Here is a 17,076-nt window from a genome sequence, read left to right as displayed (position 1 = left end):
TCGATTGTCTAGCGCGCCTCGGAGATCAGGATGTCCACGGCCGCGTCGTTGCGGGTCGTCTCCCGCACGATGTCCTCGTCCGGCGGGTAGAAGCCGGGGAACGGGCTCGTCGGGTACATCTCGAAGGTGAACGTCAGGATCTTGTGGGTGCCCCACATCCAGTCGTTGATGTCACCGTCGGTGACGTAGAGATCGCTGGACTGCTGGGCGGTGTACCCGTTGGTCGCCGCCATGCGCTGTCCGATGTCGCGGAAGCGGGCGTTGTCCTCGGCCGTCATGCCCTCGCCGATGTCCTCCTCGGTGTGCCCGAACGGCCAGAGCACCAGCTCGGAGTAGGTGTGGAAGTCGATGTGCGCCTTGATCCGCTGCTTCCCGCCCGCCGCGCGGGAGTCGACGAACCTCGACACGGCCTGCGTCTCCGGCTCGGAGAAGGCCGACGGGCCGCGGTAGGTGTCCGAGGCGGGCCGCGTGCTGGAGCCGTCGCAGCAGCCCCACTTGTAGCCCCAGTTGCGGTTGAGGTCGGTGCCGATCTTGCCGCCGTCCACGGGCCTGCGGTTCTTGCGCCAGTACTTGTAGTCGGTGTCCGAGATGTCGTACTCCGAGCCGTCCGGGTTGACGTTCGGGATCACCCAGATCACGTGGCCGTCGACCAGCGAGCGGATGTGCGGGTCGGTCGCGTAGCCGTCGGTGAAGCGCTGCACGATGTGCAGGCACATCTCGGTGGTCAGGTGCTCGCGGGCGTGCTGGTTGCAGGTGAACAGCACCTCGGGCTCGCCCTCGTCGGCGGCGGCGTTGTCGCTGATCTTCACCAGGTTCAGCTCGCGGCCCTCGTAGGACTTGCCCACGCTGGAGAGCACCGCGATGTCCGGGTGGTTCGCGGTCGCCTTCTGCAGTTCCGTCGTGACCTCGGCGTAGGTGTGGTAGCCCTCGTCGCCGGCCGGGAATTCGGCCGCGACGGCCTGCGCGGGCGCGGTCCCGGCCAGCAGGGCGGCTCCGGTCACCAGGGCGAGCACGCCACCGGCGGCCCGACGTGAATACATTTCGCCTCCGAACGAACACGTAGAGTAGTGCCTTCTACCCTGCTGTAGCGGCGCGCCCGCCACAACCCGGCGGGCGCCGGGTGGTTGACTGATCGGGTTATGCGACGAGTTCTGCCCGCCCTGATCGCGGCCGCCGCGTTGGCCGGTTGTGCCGCCCAGCAGGCTCCGGAGACGCCGCCGTCCCCGAGCGCGCCGGCGACGACCGCCGTGCAGCTGCCGCCGGAGCCCACGCCGGCCCGTGCCGCGCCCTGCCCGTACCTGGAGAACTCGTTCGTCGCGGACGCCAACGGGCAGCGGGTGTCGAAGGTGGAGGTCTCCGCCGACCAGCCGCACCCGACGTGCTTCTTCTACGCGCGCTCCGGGAAGCTCCAGCTGACCGTGCGCGTCTACACCGGCGATCCGGCGGTGGCGAAGGCGATCGTCGACCAGGCGGCCCCGGTGGCCACGAGCAACCCCGCGACTGATCCGCCAGGGTGGCAGGGCGGTTACGCAGCGAAACCGGACGGCGCGGTATATGCCGTGGCCAAGGGCGGTACGGCCGTCGTGGTGACCACCGATCAGCAACAGACGGTGAAGGCGAGAACCGTTGCCCGGCAGGCGATCTCGCGGCTTTAAGGCCGCCAGGGTGCAGTGTCAAGTTGATCTTGTATTACCCTGATCGCACCTCGCAGCCGGGGGAGGACCAGCACGCGTTCGGTCGAGACCTGCGGCCGGCGCCGTGCCACGGGCTGCGAGAAGCCCCCCGTGTACCTCGATGTGAAGAAGGACAGACATTCGTGGCTGACACCCTCAAGGAAATCCTGCTCGACTCCAGCAGGCGTCCGGCCGTTGTGACCGACCTGGAGACGCTGGTCGACGAAGAGGTCTCGGACAAGGGCGGCGTGTCCGGCGCCGTCATCAAGACCGGCTTCGCCGCGGTCAAGAAGATCAAGCCGGGCATCATCGGCTCCGCCGTCGACAGCCTGCTCGACGACTTCACCGCCGCGCTCGAGCCGTTCTACGCCGACTTCAAGGGCCAGGGTGGCGGCGACTTCGGCGCCTACCTGTCCAGCCGTGGTGACCAGGCCGCCGACGCGCTGCTGGGCGTGACCGACGCGCGCGCCGCCAAGAGCAGCCGCGACAGCATCAAGAAGGTCTACGAGAAGCTGCGCCCGAACGGCAAGAAGAACGTCGAGGAGGCGCTGCCCCGCCTGGGCAAGCTGATCGACAAGCACGCGGCCGCCGCCTGAGGCAGGCCACGCGCGCGAAGCGGCCGTTTTCCCTTCGGTACCAGTAGGGAAAGCGGCCGTTTTCGCATGTGCGGGCATCCCGCGGACGTCGCCCGCGCAGGCGGAAGCGCCGCTCGGCTCAGAGCCGAGCGGCACCTCCGGTGGAACGTGTCAGTTCTGCTTTTCCGCGGGTGACGGGCTCGGCGCGTGCTGGCCGTTCGCCGTCGACTCAGGGGTGGCCGGCTTCGGCGCGGCGCGCGGCGGCTCGGTGGCCACCGGCGGCTCCTGCTTGCCACGCAGCGCGACCGCGGCGCCCGCCGCGGCCAGGACGCCCAGCACCAGGAAGAGCGGCCACTTGCGGCTCTTCTTCGTGCCCTTGGCGGCCAGCTTCGCCTCCTCCAGCGCGGCCCGGAAGTCCTTCTTCGCCTGCTTGAAGTCCTTCTTGGCCTTGCGCTTCGACTCGCCGGCGGCCTTCGCGGCCTGCACCGCGGCCTTGCGGGCCTTGCGGCCGGGCTTGCGCAGCTCGGCGAGCCGTGCCGCGGCCTCCTTGCGCGCCTGCTTGCTGGCCCTGCTCAGGTCCTTCCGGGCCTGACGGCCCCGCTTGGCGGCTTCCTTGCGCGCCTCCTCGGTGCTCTCGGAAAGCCGTTTCTCGGCCGCATGGGCGGCCTGAGCGGTCACCTCGGCGCCTGCCTTGCCGACCTCGACGGCCCGCTTGCTCAGGCCGAGCAAGCCGGCCTTGACCGACTCACCCACCGAGTCCGCAGCTCGGGTCATGGCCTTTCACCTCGACAATCGTTTCGTCTCACGTTCCATCCCCGTAACCATCCTGCCCGTTTCCGGCCGATCTCGCTGCGGATGGCACGATGAAGCGGTGACCCAGAGCAGTGAATCCCTCGTTGGTGCGAAGGCGACCGCCGTCCTGCACACCAACGCCGGGGACATCCGGATCAACCTTTTCCCTGATCACGCCCCCAAGACGGTGGCCAACTTCGTCGGCCTCGCGGAGGGCACGAAGGAGTACCAGCGCCCGAACGCCAAGGGCGAGAACTCCGGCCCGTTCTACGACGGCGCGATCTTCCACCGCGTCATCTCGGGCTTCATGATCCAGGGCGGCGACCCGACCGGCACCGGCCGCGGCGGCCCCGGCTACCAGTTCGGCGACGAGTTCCACCCCGAACTCCAGTTCGACCGGCCGTACCTGCTGGCGATGGCGAACGCGGGACCGGGCACCAACGGCTCGCAGTTCTTCATCACCGTGGCAAAGACGCCGCACCTGAACTTCAAGCACACGATCTTCGGCGAGGTCGCCGACCAGCAGTCGCGCGACGTCGTGGACTCGATCGCGAACACCGCGACCGGCCCGGCGGACAAGCCGCTGCAGGACGTCGTCATCGAGAAGATCGACATCGAACGCGCAGGCTGAGCCAGGGTAGGTTGGAGGCATCGTGAACATGCCTCCCCACCCGCCTGCCTCGCAGCCGCCCCAGCAGTCGGCCCTGCCCGGTTGCTGGTGGCACCCGTCGCGCCCCACCGGGCTCAGCTGTGTCCGGTGTGGCCGTCCGGCGTGCCCGGACTGCCTGCGTGAGGCCTCGGTCGGCTACCAGTGCATCGACTGCGTGCAGACCGGGCGGCGCGAGCAGAACGTCCAGCGCTACACGCCGCGCACGGTCGCCGGCGCCCAGGTTTCGCACCGGCCGGTGGTCACGCCGATCCTCATCGTGCTCAACGTGCTGGCGTACGTGGTCACGGTGTCGCAGGCGGGCAGCCTGACCCGCAACGACACCGCGCCACTGTTCGGCGACGGGGTGTTGTGGCCGCTGGCGATCGCGGGCGAAGACGAGTGGTGGCGGCTGGTCATGTCCGGCTTCCTGCACTACGGCCCCATCCACCTCGCGGTCAACATGCTCGCCCTGTGGATCCTCGGCCGCGACATGGAGACGCTGCTGGGGCGCGTGCGCTTCACGGCGCTGTACCTGGTGTCGCTGCTGGGCGGCGCGGTGGCGGTGTACCTGTTCGACGGGGTCGACCGGGGCACGGCGGGGGCGTCCGGTGCCATCTACGGATTGCTGGGCGCGATGCTCGTCGCCGTCATCCGGCTGCGGCTGAACCCGGCGTACGCGATCGGCACGATCGTGCTGAACCTGATCATCACCGTGTCGCTGCCGAACATCTCGTTGCTCGGCCACCTCGGTGGCCTGGTCGTCGGCGCGCTCGTCACGGCGGCGATGGTGTACGCCCCGGCGAAGGGGCGCCAGTACTGGCAGGGCGGCGCGGTGGCGGTGCTGCTGATCGCGTTGCTGGTGCTGGTGTTCGTGCGTGACGCGCAGCTGGCGAGCGTGGTGTGCGGCTACCGTGGTGACGAGCTGAACTGCGGGATTCCCGGCTAGGGCCGCAACGCGGTCAGCGTGTCGAGCACGTCCCGCGGGTCGGCGCCGAGTTCGAGCCAGCCGAAGACGAACAGCTGCTCGCCCGCTTCGATTTCCAGCGTCGCCGAGTCGCGGCCGAGGCGGCGCGTGGTGCGCACGCGCGCGGTCACCTCGGGCCAGTGCAGGTCGTGTTTTCCCGTCGTGGTGCGGATCCGCAGCCCACGCGGATCCGCGGTGAGACGGGGGCGGACGAGCAAACCGTGCAGGGACAACGCGGTCAGCGCGATCGCCGCGACGGCGAAGAACACGGTGCCCATGCGGTCGCTCGCCAGTACCGCCGCGGCCGCCGCGAAAACGGCCGCGGCACAACCGGCTCCGACCAGAACGGGTCGCGGAGCCCAGTGCGGAGACGAGTTATCCACAGTGGTTATCCACACTGGGGAAAAGTCACAGTGCTGTAATTAGTGGTCAAGCGGCTGTTCGGGGCAATCGCTGTGATCTTCCGCTCAGCGCCAGCGCATCGTCATGAGCAGACCGACGATCATCAACGCGAAGCCGACCGCGAAGTTTCCGTTGCCGAGGTCCGCCATGAACGGGATCTTGTCGCCCGCGATGTAGTTCACGACGAGCCAGACCAGGCCGAGCAGCATCAGCCCGAACATCACGATCTTGTAGATCAGGCTGGACGGCCCAGCGGCACGCACCTTGACCGGCGTGCGCCGATCGGCCGGCGGCGTGTAAGCCGTCTTCTTGCGGACCTTGGACTTGGGCATCGGAACCTCGCGGTGTTCGGGTTTGGCCAGGTGGTGCGCATCCACCTCCTACCTCACACGTTAACGTAAGCGTCCCCGAGAGAGGAGCGCGCGTGGCAGTCCTCGACGCCCCGCCACCGCAGAAGTCCGGTGGCGGTTTCGCCAGGACCGTGCGGACGATCGGCGAACTGCTGATCACCGCCGGACTCGTCGTGCTCCTGTTCGTGGTCTACGAGCTCTACGTCACGGACCTGTTCTCCGCGCGCAAGCAGGCCAGCGCGACGGTGGCGCTGGACCAGGACTGGGCGCAGGGCCGCACGCTGCACGCCGACCTGATCGACGGCGAGGCGTTCGCGAAGATGTACATCCCGAGCTTCGGCGCGGACTACCACTTCACGATCCAGGAGGGCACCGACGCGAAGGCGCTCGAAGTCGGGCCGGGGCACTACAAGGGCACCGCGCTGCCGGGCGAGCCGGGGAACTTCGCCGTCGCCGGGCACCGCGTCGGCAAGGGCGCCCCGTTCAACGACCTCGACCTGCTCGCCTCGTGCGACGCGATCGTGATCGAGACCCAGAGCGACTTCTTCGTCTACCGCGTCCTGCCGCACTCCGACGAGCTCGCGAACTGGAACGCGGACAAGGCGGCGCGGCCGCAGTGCGCGAACGTCGGCACGCTGCGCACGGACGCGCCGGACGGCGGCCCGTACGGCCGCACCTTCGGCCGGGAGATCGTGCGGCCGGACCAGGGCGAGGTGGTCGCGCCGGTGCCGCACCAGACCGCCGACGTGCTGCCGACGGCCCAGCAGGTCGCCCTGCTCACGCTGACCACCTGCCACCCGCGGTTCTCCGACAAGCAGCGGCTGATCGTGCACGCGGTGCTGACCAACCAGTACCCGAAGACCCCGGGTGCCACCTACGAACAGCTGCTGCAGGCGATCGGAGGCGTGTGATGTACGGCTGGATCTGGCGCAAGCTGCCCGGACCGGTCGCGGTCCGGGCCCTGATCGCGCTCGTGCTGGTGCTCGGCGTGATCGCGTTGCTGCTGTTCGTCGTGTTCCCCTGGCTGGAGCCGATGCTCCCGTTCAACCAGGTGTCGGTGAACTAGCCGCGCGAGACGCGGATCATCTCCTCGCGCTCCACGACCTTCACGCGCTCACGGCCCTGCGGCTCGCCCAGGGCGCGTTCGTGCGCGTCCAGCTTGCCCCAGCCTTCCCAGGTGGTGAACGGGACGCCGCGGTCGGCGAGGAACGACGTGATCGCGTCCGGGTCGGCCTGCTCCGGCGCGGTCAGCTGGTCCGCGTCGGCCAGCAGGTTGCGGATCGTCTCGGCCGCGTCGCCCTTGGTGTGGCCGATCAGGCCGACCGGGCCGCGCTTGATCCAGCCGGTCACGTACACGCCCGGCACCTGGTCCCCGTCGATGTCCAGCACTCGGCCGCCCTCGTTTGGGACCGTGCCGCTGTCGTGGTCGAACGGGATCTCCGGCAGCTCGGACGACAGGTAGCCGACCGCGCGGTACACGGCCTGGACGTCCCAGTCGTGGAACTCGCCGGTGCCGCGGACGTTGCCGTCGCCGGTCAGCTCGGTGCGCTCGGTGCGCAGGCCGGTGACCCGGTCGTCGCCGAGGATCTCCGTCGGCGAGTGGAAGAAGTGCAGGTGCAGCCGCTTCGGCCGGTCGCCCTGGTCGCGGATCGCCCACTCCTGGAGCGTCTTGACCACCATGTCGACCTGCTTGGAGGCGCGGATCGCGGCGATCGAGCCGTCGTCGAACTCGATGTCCTCGGGGTAGACGATGACCTCGACGTTCGGCGAGTGGTCCAGCTCGCGCAGCTCGAGCGGGGTGAACTTGGCCTGGGCGGGCCCGCGGCGGCCGAACACGTGCACGTCGGTGACCTTGCTCGACTTCAGGCCCTCGTACACGTTCGGCGGGATGTCGGTGGTCAGCAGCTCGTCCGCGGTCTTCGCGAGCACCCGGGCGACGTCCAGCGCGACGTTGCCGACACCGAGGACGGCGACGCTGGTCGCGTCCAGCGGCCAGGTGCGCGGGACGTCCGGGTGGCCGTCGTACCAGGACACGAAGTCCGCGGCGCCGTAGCTGCCGGGCAGGTCGACGCCCGGGATGTTCAGCGCGCGGTCGCTCATCGCGCCGGTGGCGAAGATGACTGCGTCGTAGAACTCGCGCAGGTCGTCCAGCTTGATGTCGGTGCCGTAGTCGACGTTGCCGAGCAGGCGGATGCCGGGCCGGTCGAGCACCTTGTGCAGCGCGGTGACGATGCCCTTGATGCGCGGGTGGTCGGGCGCGACGCCGTACCGGATCAGCCCGAACGGCGCCGGCATGCGTTCGAAGATGTCGATGCTGACGTCGGCGTCGGACTTGTCGAGGATGTCGGCGGCGTAGATGCCGGCGGGGCCGGCGCCCATGATGGCGACGCGAAGAGGACTACGGCTCACCCTTGCCACGGTAAAGATAGGTGACCCTTACTTTCACTGTGATATGAATTGCGGTCCACCATGTGGACGCCGGTACGCTGGGCGGCATGCGCGTATTGGTCGTCGACAACTACGACAGCTTCGTCTACAACCTGGTCCAGTACCTGGCCCAGCTCGGCAACGAATGCACTGTCTGGCGCAACGACGTCGTCGACCTCGACCGCGTGCCGGAGTTCGATGGGGTGCTCGTCTCGCCCGGCCCGGGCACGCCGGAGCGCGCCGGCCAGAGCATCGACGTCGTGCGCAAGTGTGCCGACACTCACACCCCGATGCTCGGCGTCTGCCTCGGCCACCAGGCGATCGGCGTGGCGTGGGGCGCGACGGTGGACCGCGCGCCGGAGCTGCTGCACGGCAAGACCAGCCAGGTGCACCACGAGGGCAGCGGCGTGCTGGCCGGCCTGCCCGACCCGTTCACCGCGACCCGCTACCACTCGCTGACCGTGCTGCCGGAGACGATCCCGGACTCCTTCGAGGTCACCGCGCGCACCGAGTCCGGTGTGGTGATGGGCATGCGGCACCGCGAGCTGCCGGTCGAGGGCGTGCAGTTCCACCCCGAGTCGGTGCTGACGCAGGGCGGGCACCGGATGCTGGCGAACTGGATGGCGACCGCCGGGCACCCGGTCCAGGCGCCCGTGGTCGACGCGCTGGAGCGTGAGGTCGCGGCGTTGCAGAAGGCCGCCGCTGCGTGATCCGGCTGCTGGGGGTCGGCAAGCGCTACGGTGACGCCCCGGTGCTGACCGGGGTCGACCTCGACGTGCGCCCCGGGACCGTGGTCGGCATCGTCGGCGCCAACGGCTCCGGCAAGTCGACACTCCTGCGGATCCTCGCCGGGCTGTCCCGGCCCACGTCCGGCACGGTCACCGGCCGCCCGCGCGTCGGGTACGTGCCCGACCGGTTCCCGGCGTCGACGCGGATGAGCGCGCTCGCCTACCTGCGGCACCTCGGCCGGATCTCCGGAGCATCCGAAGTGGACCCGCGGGCGCTGCTGGACCGGCTGGCGCTGGCCGGTGGCCCGCGCGCCCCGTTGCGGCAGCTGTCGAAGGGCAACGCGCAGAAAGTCGGGCTGGCCCAGGCGTTGCTGACCGAACCGGACCTGCTCGTGCTGGACGAACCGTGGTCCGGGCTCGACCCGGACGCGCACGGCGTGCTGGCCGAGATCATCGCCGAGACCAGCGCCCGCGGGGCGAGCGTGGTGTTCACCGAGCACCGCGACGAGCGCGCCCACGCCCACGCGACCGAGGTCGTCCGCCTGACCGACGGCGTGCTGCGGGTGGTGGACCGATCCGCACGCGTGGTGCTGCGCGGCTCCGGCGCGGTGGACCTGCCCGGGGTGCTCGCCACCCACCACGACGGCGACCACGTCGAACTGACCGTCGCCGCGGGGAGCGCGGACGAACTGCTGCTCAAGGCGCTGAGCGGCGGCTGGTCGGTGGTGCGGGTCGACACCCCGGAGGCACGCCGGTGATCCGCTACCAGCTCGCGCTGCTCGGGCATTCGCAGCGCTGGCTGCCACCGTCGCTGGCCTACCTGGTCCTGCTCGCCGTCCTGTACAACGATCCGACGGCGCCGGTTCCGCCGGAGTTCGCCGTCAGCGCGGGCGGTCTCACGGTCGTGGCGTGCTGGCTGACCATCGCGCTGGTGGACGCCGAGGACCCGGTGCAGCGGCTCATCACGCTGGTCCACGCCCGCCGGCTGTCCACTGTGCTCGCCGGGTTCGTGGCCGCGGCCGCGCTCTGCTGCGTGGTGCTCACCGCGGTGTCCCTGGCGTGGGCGGCCCTGGTGCACCACGGTCTGCCCGCCGCCGTCCTGACCGACGGGGTGGTAGCGCACGCGGCCTGCGCGGCGACCGGCATCGCGCTCGGCCTGCCCTGCTCGCGGCTGCTGCTGCCGCGGATCGGCTACACCGTGCTGGCCGCGCTGGCGCTGCTCGGGGTCGTGCTGCTGGTCCGGTGGGTGCCGGTGGTGAACCCGATGCTGCGCTCCCTGACCGGCGCGGGCTCCCACAGCGGCGCGGTGGCGCTCGGCCTGCTCGGTGGCGCGCTGCTGCTGGTGGCGAGTGCCGCGGCCACGGGCTGGCTCGTGCACCGGCGGGCTTGAGTATCGTGCCGGAACACCGGTTTGGGGGTGTTCGTGGCGTCGGTGATGTTGGTTGAGGACGACGAAGCACTGGCGGAGGCGTTTTCGCTCGCGCTCGGCGGGCTCGGGCACGACGTGGTCGTTGCGGAGTCCGGCGAGAGCGCGCTGGCGGAGTTGTTCGACGGCGCACGCGTGGTCGACCTGATCCTGCTGGACGTCATGCTGCCGGACGTCGACGGGTTCGAGGTCTGCCGTCGCATCCGGGCCCGCAGCCTGGTGCCGGTCATCATGCTGACCGCGCGCGGCGACCCGGTGGACGTCATCGTCGGGCTGGAGGGCGGCGCGGACGACTACGTGGTGAAACCCGTCGAACCGCGGGTCGTCGACGCCCGGATCAAGGCGATCCTGCGGCGCGGTGCCGCGCCGTCCACCCCGAAGTTGCAGGTCGGTCACCTCGAGGTGGACACCGACGGCCTGACGGTGCGGGCCGACGGGGCGGAGCTCAACCTCACCGCCACCGAGCTGAAACTGCTCGTCGAGTTCGCCAACCACCCGGGGCAGGTGCTGAGCAGGCAGATGCTGCTCAAACGGGTCTGGGACTACGGCTACGTGGGCGATTCGCGCATGGTCGACGCCGCCGTGGCCCGGCTGCGGGCGAAGATCGAGAAGGATCCCGCGCATCCCGAGCTGATTCGGACCGTACGCGGCCTCGGGTACCGGCTGACCAGGCCATGAGGCCGCACTTCGGTCTGCGCGCACGCATCGCGGCCGCGGTCGTCGTGGTGACGGTGGCAGCGACGGCGGCGATGGCGCTGGCGGCCTACCAGCTCCAGTCGAACGACACCACGCGGCGCTTCCACTCGGCGTCGCGCGCCGACTTCGCGTCGGATCTCGCCCAGGTGCGGTTCGTCGCTCAGAACTTGTCCACCGACCGGGTGATCGACTACATGTCGCGCGAACACGCGGTCGCGTGGAGCGTGTTCGACTACACCGGCGAGCAGGCGGTACTGCACGGCGCCGAGCCGCCGGTGGCGGTGCCGGGATGGCTGCTGTCCGCCGCTCGCGCGGGGGACGAGCCGCTGGGCACCGAGCCCGAGAACTCACCGTTCCTGGTGCTGGCCGGGTCGCCCGTCAAGCACGTTGTGCTCGTCGAGTACTACACCCTGGACGCGCTGCGGGCGGACCTGTCGAAGTTGCGGCGCAACCTCGCCGGTATGGCGTTGCTGGTGACGGTGCTCGGGATCGCGGGCGGGATGGTGGCCGCCAAGCGGATCCAGCGGCCGGTGCGGGCGGTCGCGAACGCCGCGATCCGGCTGGGCGGGGGTGAGCTCGACACGCGCCTGGTCGTTCGGGGAGGCGACGAGCTCGCGGACCTGGCCGGGTCGTTCAACGCCATGGCCGAGCAGGTCGGGCGGTCGATCGCGGAGCTGCGCGCGAAAGAGGAACAGCAGCGCCGTTTCGTCGCCGACGTCGCACACGACCTGCGCACACCGGTGGCGACGGTGGTCGCCGCCGCTGACGGAGTCGACAGCGAGAACCCGGACGCCCGCCGGCGCGCCGCCCGGCTGCTGTCCGTGCAGTCGCGGCGCCTCGCGAACCTCGTCGAGGACCTGCTGGAGATGTCGCGGTTCGACGCGGGTGTGGCCGACTTCCATGCCGGCCCCCTGGACCTGGCCGACCTGTGGGCGGAGGCGATCGACCTGGTCGGTGGCGCTGACGGCACCACCCTTCACACGGTCGGCGACGTGACGGTGTGCGCCGATCCGCGGCGGGTGCACACCATCGCGCGCAACCTCTTGACCAACGCGCTCACCCACGGTGCCGCGCCGATCACCGTCACCATCGACGGAACTCGGCCCGGGGTGGTCACGGCCGAAGTGGCCGACTCCGGTCCGGGTGTTCCCGAGGATCTCCGCGAGCTGGTCTTCGACCGCTTCGCCCGCGGCGACCGGGCGCGCACGGCGACCTCCGGCAGCGGACTCGGACTGGCGATCGCCCAGGAGAACGCCCGCATCCACGGCGGCCGCATCACGGTGTCCGAACAGGACGGTGCGGTGTTCACCGTGGTCTTGCCGCGGGGTCAGTGAAGTCCGAGCGTCGTCTGTCCCGGTGCCAGCGTGTCACCGCACTGCCGCAGGCCCCACGCGTTGATCCGGCTCTCCGTCACCGGGATCGTCTCCCGGGCGTACTCCCGTGCCGCGTCGAGCAGCACCGGGTCGCCGGCCACGTCACGGCGCACGAAGTCGCCGCCGTACTCGGCCGGGAGCGGGTACTCGTAGAGCGGCACGTAGTCGCGTGCGAGTCGTGGATCGCCGGCGAGTCCGGTGACTCCGCCCCAGTACAAGCGGAAGTGCACGAACGTCGGCTGGACCGTCTCGAACACGTGGTCGCGCAGTCCCGCCATGTCCCCGTCGTGGTAGAAGTCCGCGATCTTCGCGTCCACGAGACCGGCCAGGTCGACCACGTGCAACCGGCTGGTCAAGGCCGTGCCCCCCAGGTCGGGTTCGAGCACCGAGCCCTCCTGCACACCCAGGATGTCCGCGTACTGGTTGAACATCCGCCCGAACCGGTCTGCGATGAAGCACATCGGCAGTGTCGGCGTCCGGCTGAACTTCTCGCCCGCCTCCGCGAGCACCACACCGGACGGCAGCAGCGTCGCGACGAGCGCGACTGTGATCAGTGCGCGGCCACGCGCTCGCGCGGCTCGGAAGACCTCCACCGTCGTGAGCGCGGCGATCAACGCCAGCAGCGCCCACACGGGTGTGGCGAACCGGAACTGGCCCATCCAGTCCGGTTCGAGCACCGCGTACGCGAGCGACGCGAGACCGAGCGGCACCAGCAACGCGACCAGGCCGTCTCGCCACGACGAGGAGCGGGCGAGGGCGAGCCCGATCAGGACGACCAGCACGAGCACGGCCGGCGCCCCGAGGTACTGCACCAGGTCACCGGCGCGGGTCAGCTGCTCGATCTCCGGCACGCCCTGCTTCTTCGCCACGGCGGTGTTCGGCACCATCCGCCCGAACTCGGCGTAACGCCACAGGAGGTACCCGCCGTACGGGACCGCGAACGCCGCGACCGAGACGAGGACGTGCCGGACGCTCGACCACAGCACCGGCCCGCGCAGGTGGATCAGCAACACCAACGGGTAAACCGCCGCGTAGACCGCGCCCTCCGGCCGGGTCAGGGCCGCCGCCGCAGCGAGTACCCCGGCCGCCGCCGCGACCCCCCGCGTCCGCAACCGCCCGGCCAGGACGGCTCGGAAGACCGTCACCGCGAGCGCGACGACCACCAGCGCGTACAGCGAGTTCTCCAGACCGGAGAACGACCAGATCACGAACGACGGCACGGACGCGAGCGCAACCCCGGCGACCAGGGTCACCACCCAAGGCCGACGCCCCACGACCGTCGCCGCCGAGTGGACCGCGGCGAGGATGCCCGCACAGCACACCAGCGCCAGCGCCTTCGGGAACAGGACGTAGTCCGGGATGCCGAGGATCGCGCCCCGGTCGAACAAGCCGAGCAGCTTGCCGATCGCCAGCAGCGCGGTCCACGTGGGATTCGAGTACCCCTCCACGGCTTCCGCGCCGGGCTGCACAACCGGCCCCAGACCTTCCGCGAAACCGCGGGCGTAGCCGAACGTGATGGCGGCGTCGTCGACGATCCAGTTGCCGTACCGCGCGGCTTGTGCCGCGATCAGGGCGGTCCCACCGGCCACTGCCACGACCGCCTGCCATCGCTTGCCGCTCTCGATCGGCTCGCGCGAGGCGAGATCGGGTTCCCGAATCCGGGCAGGGGGTATCGGCGGAGCGGAGACCATGTCCGCACGCTATTCGCGTTGTGTGCCAGTTCTGTCACAGCCACTCGCTGATCGTGTGCCAAACGAAAGGGCCCGCCTCCCCTGGGGGAAGCGGGCCCTTCGTCATGCGCGTGGATCAGCCGTTGTTGCGACCGGTCGGGAAGATCCCTCCCGGAGTCGTCGGCGTCGTGCTGTCGTTGCCACCGCCGCCGCCGCCGTCGGAGTCGCCGATCAGCAGCGTGATCGTCTCGTTCTTCTTGATCTGGCTGCCCGCCGTCGGCACGCTGCCGGTGACCTTGCCGTCCATGTCCTCGTCGGACAGCTTGTCGGACTGGTAGTTCACCTGGCCGTCCCAGCCGAGCTGCTGCATCCGCTGCAGCGCCTCGTTCTGGGTCAGGCCACGCAGGTCCGGCATCGAGATCCTCTGCTCCGACCCGTTCGACACCGTCAGGGTCACGGTCGAGCCCTCGCGCTGCTGGCCCGCGTTCGGCTTCTGGTTGAGCACCTGGCCCTCCGGCTGGTCGGAGTCGGCCTCCTGCTTGCTGACCCTGAACCCGAGCGCCTCCAGGCCGGCCTTCGCGACGTCGTACTGCTGGCCGGTGTAGTCGGTGACCTCCACCATGTTCGGCGTCTTGCCGATCTTGATGGACACCGTGCTGCCCTGCGCGATCTGCGTGTTCGCGTTCGGGTTCTGGCTCTGGACCTTGCCGTACTGGTCTTCGTCGTTGACGTCGACCTCCTGGACGTTCGGGTCCAGGAGCAGCCCGACCTGGTTGAGCAGGGCCAGGGCCTCCTCCCGGGTCTTGCCGAGCACGCTCGGCACCGCGACGTTCGCCGGCGCGCGTCCGATGTACAGCGTGATCTTCTGGTCGAGCGCGACGCTCACGCCGGCGGCGGGATCGGTGTTGATCGCCTTGCCGATCGCGTCGGCCGAGCAGGTCTCGACGCCGTTGGGCTGGCGCACGCACGGCTTGTCCGCGAGCACGATGTTGGTGAAACCCTTGTCCCGCAACGTCGCCTCGGCCTGCGCCTGCTGCTGGCCGTTGACCTCGGGGATCATCGCGGTCGCCGGCTTCGACTCGAACGCGCCCGCCAGCCACATGATGAACGCGATCAGCCCGAGGGCGATCAACGTGAAGATCACCGCGGCCGTGACGCGCCTGCGCTTCCGGCGCTTCTCGTCCTCTTCGACCGCGTCGGGGTCGTAGTCGTAGTCGGCCGCGTGGCCGGGCGCCCCGCCGATCACCTGCGTCCGCTCGTCGGCGGTCATGACCATCGGCGCCGACGGCCGCTGCCCGGACAGCGTCCGCACCAGGTCGGCGCGCATCTCGGCGGCCGACTGGTACCGGTTGGCCGGGCCCTTGGCCAGCGCCTTCAGCACGATCGCGTCCAGCTCCGGCGACACCGCGGGGTTGACCGCCGACGGCGCCTTCGGGTCCTCCCGCACGTGCTGGTAGGCCACCGCGACCGGCGAGTCACCGGTGAACGGCGGCTCGCCGGTGATCAGCTCGAACAGGACGCAGCCCGCGGCGTAGACGTCACTGCGGGCGTCCACACCCTCGCCGCGCGCCTGCTCCGGCGACAGGTACTGGGCCGTGCCGATCACCGCGGCCGTCTGGGTCATCGCGGCCTGGCCGTCGTGCATCGCGCGGGCGATGCCGAAGTCCATCACCTTGACCGCACCCTGGTCGGTGATCATCACGTTGGCCGGCTTCACGTCCCGGTGCACGATGCCGTGCCGGTGCGAGAAGTCGAGCGCGGCGCAGACGTCGGCCATGACCTCCATGGCCCGCTTCTGCGACAGCGGCCCCTCGGTCTTGACGATGTCCCGCAGCGTCCGGCCGCGGACGTACTCCATCACGATGTAGGGCAGCGGACCGTACTCGGTCTGCGCCTCACCGGTGTCGTACACGGCGACGATCGCCGGGTGGTTGAGCGCCGCGGCGTTCTGCGCCTCGCGGCGGAACCGCTCCTGGAACTGGGGGTCGCGGGCGAGGTCGGCACGCAGGATCTTCACGGCGACCTCGCGGCCCAGCCGGACGTCCGTGCCGTGGTGGACCTCGGACATGCCGCCGTAACCGAGCGTGTCGCCCAGTTCATAGCGGTTGGACAGCATCCTGGGTGCAGTCATCGGAGAAAGCCGTTCCGTTCCGTCCAAGGTGTGCTCATCATGCCTCGTAGGTCGTCTCTTCGGGGGGAGGGAGTTGCCGCGTGCCGGGAACCATGTCGGTCGTGCCGACCTGACCGCCCGGGACCCGGCCGGTTCCGCTGTCGCCGCCCCAGTCGGGCAGGAGCACCAGCAGAACCACCACGATCCCGGCCACCAGAACGGCCAGCAGCACCCACACGGCGATCGGCACCCGCCGCCGTGGTGGCACCGGCATCGGCAGCACCCCGCTCGGGTGCGGCATACCGGGTGGGCTCACCGGCTGCATCGCCGGCTGCGAAACCGGGCCGACGGCAGCCACCGGGCCGACGACCGGGGCATAAGTCTGCACCAGTCCGGACGGCGTCGGTAGCGCGTGCCCGTTGCGGACCGCGGCGATGGCGGCCGCGAACTCGCCGCCGCTGTTGTAGCGCTGCCGCGGGTCCTTGACCAGGGTCGCCTCGATGACCGCGCGGGCGTGCGGTGGCACGTCCGGCGGCAGCGGCGGCGGCAGGTCGCGGATGTGCATCATCGCGACCGTGACCGCGTTCTCGGACAGGAACGGCCGGTGCCCGGCCAGGCACTCGTAACCGCACACGGCCAGCGAGTACACGTCGCTCGCCGGCTCCGCGTCGTGGCCGAGCGCCTGCTCCGGCGCGATGTAGTGGGCGGTGCCCATGACCATGCCGGACCTGGTCACCGGCGCCGCGTCGGCCGCCTTCGCGATGCCGAAGTCGGTGACCTTCACCGTGCCGTTCGGGGTGACCAGGATGTTGCCCGGCTTGACGTCCCGGTGCACCAGACCGCGTTCGTGCGCGGCCTGCAGCGCGTTGCCCGCCTGCTCGAGGATGTCCAGCGTCCGGTCGGCCGCCAGCCTGCCCTCGCGCATCAGGATCCCGGCCAGCGGCTCGCCGTCGACGTGCTCCATCACGAGGTAGGCGATCGCGTGCTCGCCCGCCACCGTTTCGCCGTAGTCGTGCACGGCCGCGATGCCGGGGTGGTTCAGCGACGCGGTCGTGCGCGCCTCGGTGCGGAAGCGGTGCAGGAACTCCGCGTCCTGGGAAAGCTCGGCCTTGAGCACCTTCACCGCGACGATCCGGTCCAACCGGGTGTCGCTGGCCTGCCAGACCTCGCCCATCCCGCCGACGGCGATGCGGTGGACGAGACGGTAGCGATCGGCCAGCAGCTGACCGGTGGACAGCATG

19 protein-coding genes are annotated in these 17,076 nt (G+C 70.3%); 11 read left to right on the top strand and 8 right to left on the bottom strand.

What is annotated here, in order from left to right; all coding sequences use genetic code 11:
- Nucleotides 1-8 precede the first annotated feature (8 nt).
- On the bottom strand, nucleotides 9-1,013 hold the full coding sequence (locus tag L2C96_RS08930; protein WP_372491191.1) for a M14 family metallopeptidase: 1,005 nt from the start codon (nucleotides 1,011-1,013) through the stop codon (nucleotides 9-11).
- Nucleotides 1,014-1,139: 126 nt separating this feature from the next.
- Between L2C96_RS08930 and L2C96_RS08925 the strand changes: the two genes are divergently transcribed.
- Complete coding sequence (locus L2C96_RS08925) at nucleotides 1,140-1,655, top strand: DUF2020 domain-containing protein (RefSeq protein WP_020416253.1); 516 nt, start codon at nucleotides 1,140-1,142, stop codon at nucleotides 1,653-1,655.
- 161 nt (nucleotides 1,656-1,816) lie between these two features.
- Complete coding sequence (locus tag L2C96_RS08920; RefSeq protein WP_027935584.1) at nucleotides 1,817-2,269, top strand: DUF6918 family protein; 453 nt, start codon at nucleotides 1,817-1,819, stop codon at nucleotides 2,267-2,269.
- Nucleotides 2,270-2,419: 150 nt separating this feature from the next.
- On the opposite strand, the gene L2C96_RS08915 is transcribed toward L2C96_RS08920, so the two are convergent.
- Nucleotides 2,420-3,022 carry a hypothetical protein gene (locus L2C96_RS08915; RefSeq protein ID WP_237335820.1) on the bottom strand — a complete coding sequence of 201 codons (603 nt, stop codon included), beginning with the start codon at nucleotides 3,020-3,022 and terminating at the stop codon, nucleotides 2,420-2,422.
- 97 nt (nucleotides 3,023-3,119) lie between these two features.
- Between L2C96_RS08915 and L2C96_RS08910 the strand changes: the two genes are divergently transcribed.
- Entirely contained in the window at nucleotides 3,120-3,671 is a 552-nt protein-coding gene (locus L2C96_RS08910) for a peptidylprolyl isomerase (protein ID WP_017985993.1), read from the top strand.
- Nucleotides 3,672-3,699: 28 nt separating this feature from the next.
- Entirely contained in the window at nucleotides 3,700-4,635 is a 936-nt protein-coding gene (locus tag L2C96_RS08905; protein ID WP_272882268.1) for a rhomboid family intramembrane serine protease, read from the top strand.
- On the opposite strand, the gene L2C96_RS08900 is transcribed toward L2C96_RS08905, so the two are convergent.
- Nucleotides 4,632-4,931 (bottom strand): PH domain-containing protein, encoded by a 300-nt coding sequence (locus L2C96_RS08900; protein WP_020416257.1) that lies wholly within the window; start codon nucleotides 4,929-4,931, stop codon nucleotides 4,632-4,634. The two genes, L2C96_RS08905 and L2C96_RS08900, sit on opposite strands and share 4 nt — an antisense overlap.
- A gap of 189 nt (nucleotides 4,932-5,120) precedes the next feature.
- Entirely contained in the window at nucleotides 5,121-5,387 is a 267-nt protein-coding gene (gene crgA, locus L2C96_RS08895; protein ID WP_027935586.1) for a cell division protein CrgA, read from the bottom strand.
- A 92-nt stretch (nucleotides 5,388-5,479) separates the two neighbouring features.
- Between crgA and L2C96_RS08890 the strand changes: the two genes are divergently transcribed.
- Together L2C96_RS08890 and L2C96_RS08885 are read left to right on the top strand one after the other, a co-directional pair.
- On the top strand, nucleotides 5,480-6,316 hold the full coding sequence (locus L2C96_RS08890; RefSeq protein ID WP_020416259.1) for a class E sortase: 837 nt from the start codon (nucleotides 5,480-5,482) through the stop codon (nucleotides 6,314-6,316).
- The gene (locus tag L2C96_RS08885; RefSeq protein WP_020416260.1) at nucleotides 6,316-6,471 is read left to right on the top strand and encodes a hypothetical protein; all 156 of its coding nucleotides are present in this window, start codon (nucleotides 6,316-6,318) and stop codon (nucleotides 6,469-6,471) included. The genes L2C96_RS08890 and L2C96_RS08885 overlap by 1 nt, the downstream gene beginning before the upstream one ends.
- On the opposite strand, the gene L2C96_RS08880 is transcribed toward L2C96_RS08885, so the two are convergent.
- On the bottom strand, nucleotides 6,468-7,784 hold the full coding sequence (locus L2C96_RS08880; protein WP_020416261.1) for an FAD-dependent oxidoreductase: 1,317 nt from the start codon (nucleotides 7,782-7,784) through the stop codon (nucleotides 6,468-6,470). The two genes, L2C96_RS08885 and L2C96_RS08880, sit on opposite strands and share 4 nt — an antisense overlap.
- 116 nt (nucleotides 7,785-7,900) lie before the next feature.
- Between L2C96_RS08880 and L2C96_RS08875 the strand changes: the two genes are divergently transcribed.
- The 5 genes from L2C96_RS08875 to L2C96_RS08855 are packed head-to-tail and all read left to right on the top strand — an operon-like array spanning nucleotide 7,901 to nucleotide 12,016.
- Nucleotides 7,901-8,542: an aminodeoxychorismate/anthranilate synthase component II gene (locus L2C96_RS08875; RefSeq protein WP_027935587.1), complete on the top strand. Its 642-nt coding sequence runs from the start codon at nucleotides 7,901-7,903 to the stop codon at nucleotides 8,540-8,542.
- On the top strand, nucleotides 8,539-9,318 hold the full coding sequence (locus L2C96_RS08870) for an ABC transporter ATP-binding protein (protein ID WP_237335818.1): 780 nt from the start codon (nucleotides 8,539-8,541) through the stop codon (nucleotides 9,316-9,318). Before L2C96_RS08875 ends, L2C96_RS08870 begins: the two co-directional genes overlap by 4 nt.
- Nucleotides 9,315-9,950 carry a hypothetical protein gene (locus tag L2C96_RS08865; RefSeq protein WP_020416264.1) on the top strand — a complete coding sequence of 212 codons (636 nt, stop codon included), beginning with the start codon at nucleotides 9,315-9,317 and terminating at the stop codon, nucleotides 9,948-9,950. Before L2C96_RS08870 ends, L2C96_RS08865 begins: the two co-directional genes overlap by 4 nt.
- A gap of 33 nt (nucleotides 9,951-9,983) precedes the next feature.
- On the top strand, nucleotides 9,984-10,664 hold the full coding sequence (locus tag L2C96_RS08860) for a winged helix-turn-helix domain-containing protein (protein ID WP_157358391.1): 681 nt from the start codon (nucleotides 9,984-9,986) through the stop codon (nucleotides 10,662-10,664).
- Nucleotides 10,661-12,016 carry a sensor histidine kinase gene (locus L2C96_RS08855; RefSeq protein ID WP_020416266.1) on the top strand — a complete coding sequence of 452 codons (1,356 nt, stop codon included), beginning with the start codon at nucleotides 10,661-10,663 and terminating at the stop codon, nucleotides 12,014-12,016. Before L2C96_RS08860 ends, L2C96_RS08855 begins: the two co-directional genes overlap by 4 nt.
- Here L2C96_RS08855 and L2C96_RS08850 read toward each other — a convergent pair.
- The 3 genes from L2C96_RS08850 to L2C96_RS08840 all read right to left on the bottom strand — a co-directional run bounded on the left by L2C96_RS08850 (nucleotide 12,010) and on the right by L2C96_RS08840 (nucleotide 17,075).
- Nucleotides 12,010-13,650 carry a hypothetical protein gene (locus L2C96_RS08850; protein ID WP_237335817.1) on the bottom strand — a complete coding sequence of 547 codons (1,641 nt, stop codon included), beginning with the start codon at nucleotides 13,648-13,650 and terminating at the stop codon, nucleotides 12,010-12,012. The genes L2C96_RS08855 and L2C96_RS08850 overlap by 7 nt on opposite strands.
- A gap of 211 nt (nucleotides 13,651-13,861) precedes the next feature.
- Nucleotides 13,862-15,856: a Stk1 family PASTA domain-containing Ser/Thr kinase gene (gene pknB, locus L2C96_RS08845; protein WP_237335816.1), complete on the bottom strand. Its 1,995-nt coding sequence runs from the start codon at nucleotides 15,854-15,856 to the stop codon at nucleotides 13,862-13,864.
- A 37-nt stretch (nucleotides 15,857-15,893) separates the two neighbouring features.
- Entirely contained in the window at nucleotides 15,894-17,075 is a 1,182-nt protein-coding gene (locus L2C96_RS08840; RefSeq protein WP_020416269.1) for a serine/threonine-protein kinase, read from the bottom strand.
- Nucleotide 17,076 lies beyond the last annotated feature (1 nt).

This window comes from Amycolatopsis tucumanensis (assembly GCF_021654135.1).
Taxonomy (GTDB): Bacteria; Actinomycetota; Actinomycetes; order Mycobacteriales; family Pseudonocardiaceae; genus Amycolatopsis_E; species Amycolatopsis_E tucumanensis.
The sequence above is the reverse complement of the archived record's forward strand: the minus strand, read 5'-3'. Positions and strand labels throughout refer to the sequence as shown.